The 14,382-nt window shown below is 40.0% G+C and carries 8 protein-coding genes; 3 read left to right on the top strand and 5 right to left on the bottom strand.

Features of this window, described 5'->3' with window-relative positions; all coding sequences use genetic code 11:
• Window positions 1-11: 11 nt before the first annotated feature.
• The 5 genes from SKC36_RS12195 to SKC36_RS12215 all read right to left on the bottom strand — a co-directional run bounded on the left by SKC36_RS12195 (window position 12) and on the right by SKC36_RS12215 (window position 8,551).
• Window positions 12-1,730, bottom strand: coding sequence for a GMC oxidoreductase (locus SKC36_RS12195; RefSeq protein ID WP_459454975.1), 1,719 nt, complete (start codon window positions 1,728-1,730; stop codon window positions 12-14).
• 23 nt (window positions 1,731-1,753) lie between these two features.
• Window positions 1,754-2,356 (bottom strand): gluconate 2-dehydrogenase subunit 3 family protein, encoded by a 603-nt coding sequence (locus SKC36_RS12200; protein WP_459454976.1) that lies wholly within the window; start codon window positions 2,354-2,356, stop codon window positions 1,754-1,756.
• Window positions 2,357-2,640: 284 nt separating this feature from the next.
• Window positions 2,641-4,308 carry a RagB/SusD family nutrient uptake outer membrane protein gene (locus tag SKC36_RS12205; protein ID WP_459454977.1) on the bottom strand — a complete coding sequence of 556 codons (1,668 nt, stop codon included), beginning with the start codon at window positions 4,306-4,308 and terminating at the stop codon, window positions 2,641-2,643.
• Between the two features lie 13 nt (window positions 4,309-4,321).
• Entirely contained in the window at window positions 4,322-7,249 is a 2,928-nt protein-coding gene (locus SKC36_RS12210) for a SusC/RagA family TonB-linked outer membrane protein (protein ID WP_459454986.1), read from the bottom strand.
• 282 nt (window positions 7,250-7,531) lie between these two features.
• The gene (locus tag SKC36_RS12215) at window positions 7,532-8,551 is read right to left on the bottom strand and encodes a LacI family DNA-binding transcriptional regulator (RefSeq protein WP_459466059.1); all 1,020 of its coding nucleotides are present in this window, start codon (window positions 8,549-8,551) and stop codon (window positions 7,532-7,534) included.
• A 176-nt stretch (window positions 8,552-8,727) separates the two neighbouring features.
• Here SKC36_RS12215 and SKC36_RS12220 point away from each other — a divergent pair, with 176 nt between their 5' ends.
• Genes SKC36_RS12220 through SKC36_RS12230 form a run of 3 tightly spaced genes read left to right on the top strand, consistent with a single transcriptional unit; the run spans window position 8,728 to window position 14,358 of the window.
• A complete protein-coding gene (locus SKC36_RS12220) occupies window positions 8,728-10,098 on the top strand; it encodes an MFS transporter (protein WP_459466060.1) in 1,371 nt (456 codons plus the stop codon).
• A gap of 4 nt (window positions 10,099-10,102) precedes the next feature.
• Window positions 10,103-11,572: a DUF1501 domain-containing protein gene (locus SKC36_RS12225; RefSeq protein ID WP_459466061.1), complete on the top strand. Its 1,470-nt coding sequence runs from the start codon at window positions 10,103-10,105 to the stop codon at window positions 11,570-11,572.
• Complete coding sequence (locus SKC36_RS12230; RefSeq protein ID WP_459466062.1) at window positions 11,569-14,358, top strand: DUF1553 domain-containing protein; 2,790 nt, start codon at window positions 11,569-11,571, stop codon at window positions 14,356-14,358. Before SKC36_RS12225 ends, SKC36_RS12230 begins: the two co-directional genes overlap by 4 nt.
• Window positions 14,359-14,382 lie beyond the last annotated feature (24 nt).

A 14,382-nucleotide genomic window follows, 5' to 3' on the forward strand; every position in this document is an offset into this window, starting at 1 on the left:
AGATTAATTCATTATAAATTACGCTTCTTCAATTCACTCACGGCAAAATCAGCTGCACGAGCAGTTAATGCCATGTAAGTCAATGATGGGTTCACGCAAGAAGCCGAAGCCATTGCAGCACCATCAGTAACAAATACGTTTTTAACGTTGTGAATCTGGTTATGCTTATTCAATACCGAGGTCTTAGGATCACGACCCATACGAGCAGTACCCATTTCGTGAATACCTAAACCGATATGTGTATTAGAATTATTGTAGGCATTGATATTTTTAAAACCAGCTGCTTCTAACATTTCAGCCGCGTCATTCATCATATCCTGACGCATTCTAATTTCATTTTCACCAAATTCTGCTTCAAACTCTAAAACTGGAAGGCCCCACTTATCTTTTTGTGTTTGACTTAAAACAAAACGGTTATTAGGATTTGGAAGAATTTCTCCAAAACCACCGAAACCAATAGTCCATGAACCTGGCTGAGTTAAACTCTCTTTAAACTCAGCTCCAAATCCATCCATGTTGGTACCACGTCCCCAGCCTGCACGGCTAGCTCCACCTTGGTAACCGAAACCACGAATATAGCTACGCTTATCATTACCCCAGTTACGGAAACGAGGGATATATAGACCATTTGGACGGCTTCCAAACATGTAATCGTCGTTAAATCCTTCAATTTGAGCAGATGCCCCTACACCTAAATGGTGGTCCATGATGTTGCGGCCTAATTGATCGCTATCATTTCCTAAACCATTGGTGAAGCGGCTCGACTTAGAGTTCATCAAAATGGAGGTAGAACCTATGGCCCCTGCATTAACAAAAATGATTTTAGCAAAATATTCTGTCACTGCCATCGTGTTTTGGTCAATCACGCGAACCCCTTTTGCCTTTTGAGTAGCCTCGTCATAAATAATTTCAGAAACGATGGCATTGTGAATCATGGTCAAGCGCTTAGTACGCATGGCAGCGGGTAAAGTAGCCGAAAGTGAACTAAAATAACCACCATATGGACATCCACGCATACATTTGTTACGATACTGGCATGCACCTCTACCCAAAGCCGTGTGGTGAGCACCAGGCTGGGTTAAGTGAGCTACGCGACCGATAGTAACCGGACGACCTAATTTCTTATTTAATTGCTCTTTGAAATATACCTCTGGGGCCGTTAAAGCCATAGCCGGTAAGAATTCGGAATCAGGTAATACGTCCAACCCTTCTCTTTGACCTGATATACCAGCAAATTTTTCTACATAAGAATACCATGGAGCTAAATCCTCGTAGCGAATAGGCCAATCTGTCCCAATACCATCCTTGGCATTTGCTTCAAAATCTTCTTTATTCCAACGATAAGATTGACGTCCCCAAAGTAATGATTTACCACCAGTATGATAAGCACGAATCCAGTCGAAACCACCCTTTTTCTCGATGTAGGGATTTTGCTTATCGTTTTCAAATAAGTAACGATGCTCTTCATTCGGTGTATAACCGGTACGCATACCTGCCCAATATTCTTCCGCCGCCATATTGGTTGGACGACCACGGTGAGGGAAATCCCAAGGATCTTTCAATGCGGTCTCATAGCCTTCTACGTGCTTAATTTCACGGCCACGCTCTAGCACAGCTACTTTTAATCCTTTTTCAGTTAATTCTTTGGCAGCCCAGCCACCTGATATACCAGAGCCTACGACAATAGCATCGAAGGTCTGACTTTTTATTGCATCTATGTTAAGATTCATATAAGTAATGATATTTGATCAGATTAATATTGATATGCTTTTTGGCCCGGCTTCAATTTGGTTGGTTCAAATTTGCCTGGAACTGTTACATATTCAAAAGAAGAGGTAATTCCTTTTTCAGAAGTAAAGTAACCCAAAAGCGTTAGCTCTTTGATTAATCTCCAGAATGGTACTCCATTATTTCCTTCCAAGGTTTCTTTATCAACATTATCGCCCACTTTTTGTTGTTTCAAACGATAAGAACTCATGAGCTCTTTGGTGTTGCTTTCCAACAATTTCAGCATGGCTATTTGACCACTTGCGTTTTGACTTAAAAAACCAGCCTTGTCTAAATCAGAAACCCCTTTTAGAAAGCTTCTTTGCTCAGCCAATTTATAGCAATCAGTTAACATTAATTCAATAAATGCAGGAACTCCAGCTTCAATAGCTCCTGGGGTGGACGTTTTAGGAATAATGTGTTCTGATACGGCAGCCACTATTTTCCTTTGAGTCTCCGACAAGCTAAATGATTCAGCCAAGTTAGCCTTGCCAAGGTGTTTCGCTTCCATAGCCATTAATGTCGGAGCGGTAATTGCACCCCCTAACATCACAGCTATTTGTGAGATAGCATCTCTTCTTGTAAGCATAATTTTATGGGTTAATAAGTTCTTTAAAGTATCCGTTTACTCAATCAAAATGATACGAAAACAAAATTAATCAGAATATTGATTTTTCAAGAAGAAATACAAAAAAAAGGGGCTGATTTGATTCAGTCCCTTTATAAATAATTAAATCAACGAATGTATTCTCAAAAAAGAGAACCTATTCATTTTTTATCAAGTAGTTGAATAGGTTTAGAGGGGATTTTGGGGGATTTTTACCAACGCTGTCAAGGTTTAAAACCTTGACAGCGTTAGGCAAAAAAACAGATTTAGTATCCCGGATTTTGTTTTAAATAACCCGTTAAGTTAGATGCTCCATCTATCGCAGTTTGAGGAATAGGGAACAAACGCATGTTTTTATCCGTATTATTTTTCTCTGTCCAAGAATCTTCATATTTACCAAAACGAATTAAATCCGTTCTACGTTGATTCTCCCAATAGAATTCAAAACCACGCTCACGAAGTAAAGTATTTAAATCAATACTTGTTAAAGCTGGAGCTGGCTTGGTACGTGCTGCACGCACAGCATTAACATCTACCAAGGCACCTGCTGCATCTGACTTACGTAATTTAGCTTCTGCACGCATTAAGTAAGCATCAGCTAAACGAATAATCACGATATCTGCCTCACCAAAGTTACGTCCAGAAGAAGACTTCTTGGAGAATTCATATTTCTCCACGCGATAGCCTGTGCTGTAATCACTACCTGCAGTGGTAAAGTTCACTGTCTCTGTATGAATAACTAAAGGATAAGGTGCTTTACCACGCGTATTATACAATGGACCTACTTTAAATTTACCATCTGGACATTTCACAAAGGCTCCGCTTTGAAAAACCAAGCCATATTGTTGACCTCTTAAAATACCACGGTCAATATTATATGAATTACCATCCACACACTCAACTTTAGGGTCTACATTTCTTCTATAAAAACGAGGATCTGCATCAGCTGGATCAACATTTCCATAAGCATTTACCCATGAACGATAAAAATCTGGAGTAATGGCAGGACCATCTGTACCATTAGCTGCTGGATAAGCAGGTAGAGGACGCTGGTCATTAGCTAAAGAGAAATAAGCCATACGGTTATGACCATTCAATTCAGCACGTTGATCTACTGCAAAAACCAATTCCTTATTGGAGTGATTATCATTACCAAAAATTGCAAAATAATCTGCTGATAAGGCATACTGACCAGAACTAATAATCTTAGTTGTATATTCAATCACTTTATCCATATCAGCTGCTGAATGGTTTAACGTAGCTCCATAAGGATCACGGTAAGCAGCTGCATTTAGGTGCAATTTGGCTAATAAACCCCAAACAGCTCCTTTAGTAATACGACCCGGACCTGTCGTTGTTTCTACAATTGGCTCAATAGCTAATAATTCAGTACGAATATATTCCACTGCCTTATCCGTTCTCAAAATGGTAGAAACATCTCCCAAATCTTCCTTTTGAAAAGCAACACCAAATAAATCCAACATCAATAAATTGTAGAATGCACGCATACCACGAGCTTCAGCAATGTAAAGCGTAGATGAGGCATCTTTGTTCACCTTTAAGGAATTAATGGCTGTAACCGAGCGAGAAATTCCTTGTAAAATAAGGTTCCAAGTATTTCTTACGTTAGGATCTGTACTCGTCGTTTGGTGACGGTGTAAAGACAAATAGATACCATTATCACCCCAGTCTGTACCTCCACGATATGGAAGGATAGCCTCATCTGTTGAAATTTCAGTTAAGGCAAACAAATTGGTATGCTGGTAAATACTAGGCAATAAAGCATAAGCTGGCGCCAAAATTCCATCAGCCGCCTGTTTATCGGTCACTTTAGTAGCATTATACTCATCTAAAATGATTTCATTCAAATTGGTACAGCTATAAAAAGCCATCATACCAAAAAGAACTATGGTTATTTTTCCTATCTTTTTCATTTTTGTTTAACGATTAAAATGTAAGATTTAAGCCGAAGATGACAGATTTAGCTTTTGGATAGCTTAAGTAGTCAATTCCATAAGATAATACTCCGTTCATAGAGCTATCTTTATTTACCTCTGGATCAAATCCATCGTAATTGGTAGCAATCCATAAGTTTTGTCCTGTTACAGATAAGCGTAAAGTTGAAACCCACTTACTAATTCCTAGTTTTTGTGTGTCAAACGTGTATCCCAAAGTAGCGTTGTTCAAACGTAAGAAACCGCCATCTTTTAAGAAACGAGTAGACACAGGAGCTGCATTACTGTTCGATTCTCTTGAATCAGCAAATGCTGCCGGCGTTGTATTGGAGTTTTTCGCAATTTTCAACTTATAGAAATTCGAGTTGGCTGTATTATCATAAATTTTATTTCCAGCAACTCCGTTGAATTGTAAAGACAAGTCAAATCCTTTGTAAGCTAAATTTCCAAAGAAGTTATACTGTGTTGATGGCAAGGCTGTTCCTGCTGCAATACGATCTTTATCTGTTACAATTCCATCACCATCCACATCACGGTAAACACTCATACCTTTGTCATCATATCCAGTAAATTCTTTCAAGAAGAATGTACCGATAGGCTGTCCATTGATATAACCATTGATGGTAGCTGATGTCAAACCTGAACCAGAGGCAGAACCTGAAGGTATTACTGTGTAAGGTGAGCCTACAACTTCGTTTTTAATCAAAGTCAAGTTACCACCTAAACTATATTTCCAACCAGTTTCAGTCGTTCCTTTATATTCCAAATCCAATTCTAAACCACTGTTATTGATTTTCATATCTTTCACGTTTGCCCAAACTGATGAAGCAGGTTGAACAGGATCTGAAGGAATTACTTCCAATAACATGTTGTTAGAAACTTTGTTGAAATAATCTATCGATCCAGAGAATGCTCCATTTCCGAATGCAAAATCCAAACCAATGTTACTTTGCGTTGAAACCTCCCATTGAATATCTGGATTAGCTAAACGAGAATAGGTAATTCCTGATGGGAAAGTTGAAGTATTATCCAAAGGATAAGAAGTTGTTCCAGAGATGGTCGAAGTAAACAAAGGCTGTGTAATTTTCGAAGGTATCTCTTGGTTACCTGTTTGTCCCCAACCTGCACGTAATTTCAAGTTGCTGATATCGGTATTCTTCAAGAAAGCTTCTTCAGAAATTCTCCATCCTAAAGAGAAGGAAGGAAACACACCGTATTTGTTATTAGCACCAAATTTAGATGAACCGTCAGCACGAACAGTGGCTGTCACCAAGTACTTATCTTTATATTGGTAGTTAAAACGACCAAAATAAGATTGTAACTCATTGATAAATGCTGAACCACCTGGTTTATTCGTTGCCATCGTTAATTCTTGACCTACACCTGGGTTATAGATTGGGTCAATTGGCAAATCCGCAGGGAATTTATTGATACTCCAGTTACGGTATTGAACTTTAATTTTTTGATATGAATGACCTACCAAAGCAGAGAAATTATGATCTCCGTTGTCATAGGTATACGTCAAATAGTTCTCAACCAAACGGTTGTTATTATTAGCTAAATATGAATCTAAACGACCATCTTGTTTTGGAATGTTACTACCTAAAGATTGAATATCACGCGTTGAGGTTGAATTATCCAAACCAAAGTTCAAACGATACACTAAGCCTTTCACAATTTTCAAGGATGGTGAAATGCTAGCAATCGTACGGTTGATGGTTGTAATGTCTTTAAACAAAGTCAATCCTAACAAAGGGTTAGAAGCTGTGGCATAACGAGCCAAAGATCCATCTGCCGCATAAGCAGGGAGTGTCGGGTTGTTCGCAATGGCTGTTCCTAACAATCCTTCAATGGATGGACGCTCATTATTAGTATTGGTCACGTTTAAATTAGCATCAACAACCAAACGATCCTCCCAAAACTTCTGAGTCACATTGATACGACCTGTGTAACGATCTAATTGGTTATTTTTCAATATACCTTCTTGAGTTTGTGCTCCAAAAGAAGCATAGTAAGAAAGCTTATTGGCTCCACCACCCAAACTCAAGTTATAGTTTTGAGTTAAAGCCTGACGTGTAACTTCTTTTTGCCAATCTGTATTTCCTCCGAAATCTTCCAAGTTACCGCCATTGGCTACTACTTGTTTACGGAATTCAGATGCTGATAAAACAGGTAATGCACGAGCGATGTTTGAAACAGCTAAACTAGAGCTGAAATTCAAAGTTGAAACACCCGCCTTACCCTTTTTAGTAGTAATTAAAACTACACCATTGGCACCACGAGCACCATAAATAGCTGTGGCAGATGCATCTTTTAACACGTCAATCGTTTCAATGTCCTGAGGATTCAAGAAGTTCAATGGATTTCCTCCACCTGTACTTGAATTATCCAAAGCTAAACCATCAATGACAAATAATGGAGTACTTCCAGTACGAATACCTCCTGGTCCACGAATCGTAATTCCTTGATTACCACCTGGCTCACCCGTAGCAGAGGTAACATTAACACCAGCCACTTTACCCTGTAATAATTGCTCTGGAGAGTTAATGATACCTTTATTAAAGGCTGCGCTTTGAACCGACTTAACAGAACCAGTTACATCACGCTTGTTTTGTGTACCATAACCTACCACAACTACCTGTGCCAAGTCAGCGGCATTGGCCACCATGGCAATTTCTAATGATGATTTAGAACCTACGCTTACTTCTTGAGTAGCATAACCAAGGTAGCGAACTACCAATACCGCGTTGTCATTTGGTATTGAAATAGTAAATGCACCATTTACATCCGTGCTTACTCCTTTGGTTGTACCCTTAAGAATTACGTTACCGCCGATGAGTGCCTCTTTGGTAGTGGCATCAAACAATCGACCTTTAATTTGTTTACCCGCTTGTGCATTCAAATCGAATGTCCCAAGCATGATGATACTGGCTACAAAAAATAGTACTATCCGAGTACTTGCATTTCGTAACAAAGCACACCATAATGGATCGTGTAATTGTTTTTTCATGAATTGATTTTTTGAAATGGTAATTTTTGGGTTTAAAAATTTTTGAAATTTACCGATTAATAATTGTAATATCTTCACAAATTTTTACGCAAACGTTTGCATTTGAGGCCATATGGCTATTACAATCCCGTAAAAGTAGAATGCAATGGTGATTACTCCATAAATACCATATTAAGGTATTGTTAACAAAAACTAGGATCGAAGGGAGGATTCCCGAATGATTAACTTGGGATCCAGAGAAATAGTAACCGGATCTAGCTTTTGATCTTTTTTGGATAAAAACAATTTGGCAGCTTCTTCTCCTATCTTTCTACTTTGTCTGGAAACAGAACTCAGAGGAGGATGACCAAAGGAAGCAAGTGGAATATCATCAAATCCAACAATGGCTACTTCTTCTGGAACAGCTATACCCATTTCCCTCAATACATACATCGCCGCTATACATACTTCATCATTCACCCCAAAAATGGCATCCGGCTTGATTGTCCCCTGCATTAAATATCGGGTTGCCTCAATGGCACTTTCCGCCGAAAAGTGAACATATTCAATCAGGTCTACATCCACTTGTCGTCCATGTGCCTTCAAACAATCTTGGTACCCCATAAAACGCTGTTGAGACACACTAATTCCTGAAGGACCATGCAAATGAGCAATGCGCTGACAGCCCATGTCAATCAAATGTTGGGTGGCCATATAAGCCCCTTGGTAGTCATCTGTCACTACGCGGTCCGAAGCCACACCATGATTAGGGCGATCAATAAAAATCACAGGCAATGACCTTTGAATGACCCGATCAATATGCTCACCCAATTGTTGGTCATAACTTTCCTGGGCCATGGAAATAAACAAGCCATCTACCCGATTGGCCAATAATCGATCTATATATTCTTTTTCAATAGTGTGCGACTCGTTACTTACGCAGATATTCAACAAATAACCTGATTTCAGTAGAATTTCTTCCATTCCTTCCAATATGGAAGACTCATGATAGTGGGTAATTGATGGCAAAACAAGTCCCAAGGTCATGGAACAATTATTCAACAAACTAAGCGAAAGGGTATTTTTTTGATAACCGACCTTTAGTGCATATTCTTGAATGGTTTTCCTCGTTTCAATATTAATAGCAGGATGATCATTCAATGCCCGCGAGATAGTAGATGGCGCACATTTAAACTTCTTAGCTATATCTTTTATAGAAACAGAATTATTCAAGTTATCAGTATATTGGTAAGTATTTCAAATATATAATTTTTTTGTGTGAAAAATCGTTTTCAAGCCTAAAGGCTGTCAAGGTTTGAAACCTTGCCAGCCTTAGGCGGAGAGTTCTTTTTAGATTAGGATTTTCAAGGCAATGTTGTTAATTTCATATTTTCTAAACCTTTAGTTATATGACTACTTCGAATCCTGAATTCGATAATAATAAGATTCCCGTAAAGAAACTTTGGCAAGTAATCATCGCCTCCTCCGTTGGAACCGTCATTGAATGGTATGATTTCTATATTTTTGGTAGCCTTTCAGCCATCATCTCTCTTTCCTTTTTCCCAAAAGATGATCCTACTGCTGCCTTTATCTCCACATTGGCTGCTTTTGGGGCAGGTTTTGTAGCTAGGCCGTTTGGTGGTATCATATTCGGTCGACTAGGCGATCGGATAGGAAGAAAATATACATTTTTATTAACCCTGATTTTAATGGGTGGTTCCACCTTTGCCATAGCCTTTATTCCAAGTTATTCAGATATTGGAATTATAGCACCGGCCATATTACTTTTATTAAGGATTATTCAAGGGCTAGCACTAGGTGGAGAATACGGAGGTGCTGCTACCTATGTAGCCGAATATGCCCCTGATGCGCATCGTGGTAAATACACGGCCTATATTCAAACTACGGCTACTTTAGGTTTCTTTGTTTCCATCATCGTTATTTTGATTTGCCAAAAAATCATGGGAGATGTAGAATTCAAAGCTTGGGGCTGGCGTATTCCCTTTGCTCTATCAGGAATTTTGGTCATCGTTTCCTACTTCATTCGTAGAAATATGCATGAATCCCCTCTTTTTGCCCGACTGAAAAAAGAAGGCCGTCTATCTGAAAACCCATTAAGAGAAGCATTTGCTAGCAAGTCCAATCGTCGATTGATGCTGATTGCTATGTTTGGGGCTATTGTTGGACAAGGGGTCGTTTGGCATACGGGTCAATTCTATGCTCAAATTTTCATTAATAAAATTTTGATGGTCGATTTCACGACCACCAATTTAATTATAGCGGCATCTTTGGTCGTAGGTACTCCCCTCTTTGTGGTTTTTGGAAGTTTATCCGACCGTATTGGTAGAAAAAAAATCATGCTAGGCGGAATGGCCTTGGCAGCCATAAGCTATTATCCTTTGTTTGCTTGGATGTCTGATATCGTGGCGCAAGAAGGAACCTTGGTGGATGGAGTCTATTTATTAACTACCACAGGAACAGTCAAATTAGCATTCATATGCATCTTGTTGGTCACCTTTGCGGCTATGGCCTATGGACCTATTGCCGCTTTTTTAGTTGAATTATTCCCTACTAAAATTCGCTATACTTCTCTATCAATTCCTTACCATTTTGCCAACGGGGTATTTGGGGGTTGTGCTCCCTTTGTGGCTACTTGGTTAGGTGCCATAACACATTCCAATTTCTCTGGCATATTTTATCCCATCACGCTAGCTGCACTTACAGTTATCATTGGGGCTATTTATTTACCAGAAACAAAAGGACGAGCTATAATGGATTAAGGTCATGAACAAAATTATACAAGAAGCTATCCAACGAGAGGCCCAACTAGCTACAAGAAGGCACTTTTTAAGTAGTCTGGGTACAGGACTTGGCTCTTTGGCTCTTGGTAGTTTTTTGACCAATTGTAGTTCCGATACAGGTAAGCAATTTGCTTCTCCCTTGGCCGCAAAAAGTTCCCCAAAACTAGGTAAAGCCAAGTCGGTCATTTTTTTACACATGGCAGGGGCTCCGTCCCAGCTTGAGTTATTTGATTACAAGCCAAGTTTGGCCAAATTTGATGGTAAAGAATGTCCGCAAGAATTATTGGCTGGCAAGAAATTCGCCTTCATTCGCGGAGTGCCTAATTTACTTGGCCCCAAAGCTCATTTCGAACAAAGAGGACAAGCTGGGCACTGGATTTCAGACTACCTTCCACATTTAGCTAGTCAAGCAGATCGTGTAAGCTTCCTAAAAGGGATGCATACTGACCAGTTTAACCATGCCCCAGCACAACTTTTAATGCATACAGGATCAGCTCGCCTAGGCAGACCCAGCATGGGTTCATGGGTGAGTTATGGCCTTGGAACAGAAAATCAAAATCTACCTGGATTCGTGGTATTGGCCTCCGGTGGAAAAAATCCGGACGCTGGAAAATCAGCCTGGGGAAGTGGATTTTTACCCTCCATTTACCAAGGCGTGCAATGTCGCTCAGAGGGAGAACCCATCCTATTTATTCAAAACCCTCAAGGTATCAATGCTGATGTTCGAAAAGCAAGTATTGAAACCATCAACCAAATCAACCAAGAAACTTACCAAGAATTTGGTGACCCCGAAACCGTAGCCCGCATTGCCCAGTACGAAATGGCCTATAAAATGCAAAGCTCCGTACCCGAGGTGATGGATATCAATAAAGAACCTGCCTATATCCATGAAATGTACGGCACCGAACCAGGAAAAGAATCTTTTGCCAATAACTGTTTATTGGCTAGAAAGCTGGTGGAGCAAGGGGTGCGCTTTGTGCAACTGTTCGACTGGGGTTGGGATACCCATGGAACGGGATTAGATGGTTCTGTGGATTATGGTTTACATCAAAAATGCCGACAAATAGATAAAGCATCCACTGCGCTATTATTGGATTTGGAGCAGCGTGGTTTATTGGATGAAACCTTAGTTGTTTGGGGAGGAGAGTTTGGTCGAACCCCCATGCAAGAAAATAGAGAGGGAAAACAACTCGCTTACTTTGGAAGAGACCATCATACAGAAGCCTTTACTATGTGGTTAGCAGGAGGAGGGATCAAACCTGGCGTTTCTTATGGTGAAACGGATGATTTAGGCTATTCAACCATTTCGGGAAAAACTTCGGTTTATGATTTACAGGCTACCATACTCCAATGTTTAGGTTTTAACCATGAGGAATTCACCTATCCATTTCAAGGCCGTAATTTCCGGTTAACCGATGTTTTTGGCAAAGTAATTGATCCTATTTTGGCATGAAAAACCTCATCATTATCTCCATTATAAGTATTGTAGGCTTTTTTGTCGTCAAGCCGTTTTGGGGAAATGATACACGCATTGATTATAATACCCAAGTAAAACCCATCTTAAATAAAAACTGCATAAGCTGCCATGGTGGAGTCAAAAAACAAGGCGGTTTCAGTCTTTTGTTCAGAGAAGAGGCTTTAGGGAAAACAAAATACAATGCTGCGGCTATTATCCCTGGGCATCCTGAAAAATCGAGCTTCATTCGTCGTTTGACCTTGAAGGATCCAGAAGAAAAAATGCCTTATAAAAGGCCTGCTTTGTCTCAAAAAGAAATCGATATTTTAACCCAATGGGTCAAAGAAGGTGCTCAATGGGGGGATCATTGGGCCTATCAACCCATAAAAAAACCATCCGTCCCTTACAGCTCTTGGTGGAAACAAGCTCTTTCATGGATAGGCATCAATGCCGGATGGGAGGAAAATGAAATAGACCATTTTGTAGGAGCTAAGCAATCAGAAATGGGACTGGGCCATCAGTCTAAGGCTGAGAAGGCCGACTTACTAAGGCGGTTAAGTTTAGATTTAACTGGACTTAGCCCCACAGAAGCAGAATACAGGGCATTCGAAAAAAATGATTCCAAAGATGCTTATGAAAAAAAGGTGGATGAATTATTGAATTCCCCCAGATTTGGAGAAAAATGGGCCAGTATGTGGATGGATTTGGCCAGATATGCGGATACCAAAGGATATGAAAAAGACGACAAACGAAGTATCTGGAGATACCGTGATTATGTCATTGAATCCTTTAATCAGAACAAAGCTTATGACCAATTCATTACAGAACAATTAGCTGGTGATTTATTACCCAATCCCAAAGAAAGTCAATACGTTGCAACTGCCTTTCATCGAAATACAGCGAATAATGATGAAGGCGGAACAGAGGATGAAGAATTCAGGGTGGCGGCCATCCTAGACCGGGTAAATACCACCTGGGAGGCACTTCAAGGAACGAGTTTTTCTTGCGTTCAATGCCATTCACACCCTTATGACCCAATCCGCCATGAGGAATATTACCAATACATGGCATATTTTAATAATACCAGAGATGAAGATGTTCCCGACGAATCTCCCTATTATCGACATTTCAAATCATCCGATCAACAGCGTGTTGATTCCTTATTACAATTTATCCAAGCCAAGTATCCAAAGGACCATCAAACTTGGAAACGAAGTATTCAATTTGTTGAACCCAAAATACATCCTCATTGGGCCGATGAATTTGTCAATGGTGCCCTACAAGACAATAAGTATTTAGCTGTCCGTCCGGGTGGATCAGTCCGATTTAAAGCCGTACCGATGAATGGCAAAACAGAAATGTTAATTGCCTATAAAAATACCAATGAGGCTCCGTCTCAATTAGTGATTCGGCAGGGCTCATTACAGGGTAAGGTGATTAGCCAAATAAAACTAGATACCACTTTATCCGAAAAAGAAGGCCTGAAAAAAGGTAATTGGGCACATGGCTGGACTTATGCCTTTTTCACCCTACCTGCCTTGGAAGGAAAACAAGATTTATATTGGTCATTTAGCAATAAAACCTGCCAAGCAGATCAAAATACGGCCGTCATTGCATATTGGATGTTATTACCCAAAACACCGGAAGCTTTAAAAAACACGAACTTTTTATCAACAGTTAAACGATTAATCAGTACGCAACCTGATGGCACAACACCTATCTTATTAGAAAATCCAGAGGAATATACCCGCAAGACCCCCGTATTCGAAAGGGGAAGCTGGTTGGTACCAGGTAAATACGTAGAGCGATCTATCCCTCATTTATTTGCCAAGCAATACAATAAACCTGTCCGAAATCGATTGGAATTAGCTCAATGGATGAGTAGTCCACAGAATCCTCTCACCGCGCGAGTGGCGGTAAATCGTTTTTGGGAACAACTGTTTGGCACGGGCCTAGTGGAAACTTTAGAGGATTTAGGAAGTCAGGGCCTTTCTGCCAGTCACCAAGACCTATTGGATTTTTTAGCTTACCAATTTCAATTTACCTTTCAATATAAGCCCAAAGAATTTATCAAATACGTGGTCATGTCTGCTACGTACCAGCAAAGCTCCGAACATACTAAAGAGTCCATAGAAAAGGATCCGAACAACCGCTATTTGAGCCATGGACCTAGAATCCGCTTGAGCCCTGAGCAGCTTCGCGATCAGGCCTTATTGTGGTCAGGATTATTATCCTCTAAAGTAGGTGGCCCAAGTGTCATGCCGGAGCAACCAGAAGGAATATGGAATGCTCCGTACAGTGGCATGAAATGGACTAAAAGTGATGGGGAAGATCAATGGCGACGTTCCCTGTATACCTATTGGCGACGTAGCAGTCCTTATCCCACACAGGTTACTTTTGATGCAGGAACTCGTGATATTTGTTTATCTAGACGAATCCGAACCAATACCCCGATGCAGGCACTTAACACCTTAAATGACCCTGTTTTTATGGAATGTGCTTTATTCTTTGCTAGAAAATTTCCGAAACAAGATGAGGAGAAATTCATTGAGAAGGCATTTTATCAACTTTTTGGTAAGGAAATCAGTTCGGCAAAAAAGAAATATTTGGTGAATTTTTATCAACAGGTACTTCCTATCTACCAAAAAGACCAAGGTAAGTGTCGAGAATTTTTACATCTTTGTCCAGATAATACCATGCCGCAAGAGGCTCCTGCTTTAATTGCTCGAACCCTTGTCAGCAATGTATTATTTAACCTAGATGAAAGTGTCAATAAACCTTAATACTAATCAACCTCTTAAAATACC

Source organism: Aquirufa sp. OSTEICH-129A, assembly GCF_054558355.1.

Excerpts from the sequence above, each read along its gene's own strand:
- SKC36_RS12195 (WP_459454975.1), bottom strand. The coding sequence starts at position 1,730 with ATGAATCTTAACATAGATGCAATAAAAAGTCAGACCTTCGATGCTATT.
- SKC36_RS12200 (WP_459454976.1), bottom strand. The coding sequence starts at position 2,356 with ATGCTTACAAGAAGAGATGCTATCTCACAAATAGCTGTGATGTTAGGG.
- SKC36_RS12205 (WP_459454977.1), bottom strand. The coding sequence starts at position 4,308 with ATGAAAAAGATAGGAAAAATAACCATAGTTCTTTTTGGTATGATGGCT.
- SKC36_RS12210 (WP_459454986.1), bottom strand. The coding sequence starts at position 7,249 with ATGCTTGGGACATTCGATTTGAATGCACAAGCGGGTAAACAAATTAAA.
- SKC36_RS12220 (WP_459466060.1), top strand. The coding sequence starts at position 8,728 with ATGACTACTTCGAATCCTGAATTCGATAATAATAAGATTCCCGTAAAG.
- SKC36_RS12225 (WP_459466061.1), top strand. The coding sequence starts at position 10,103 with ATGAACAAAATTATACAAGAAGCTATCCAACGAGAGGCCCAACTAGCT.
- SKC36_RS12230 (WP_459466062.1), top strand. The coding sequence starts at position 11,569 with ATGAAAAACCTCATCATTATCTCCATTATAAGTATTGTAGGCTTTTTT.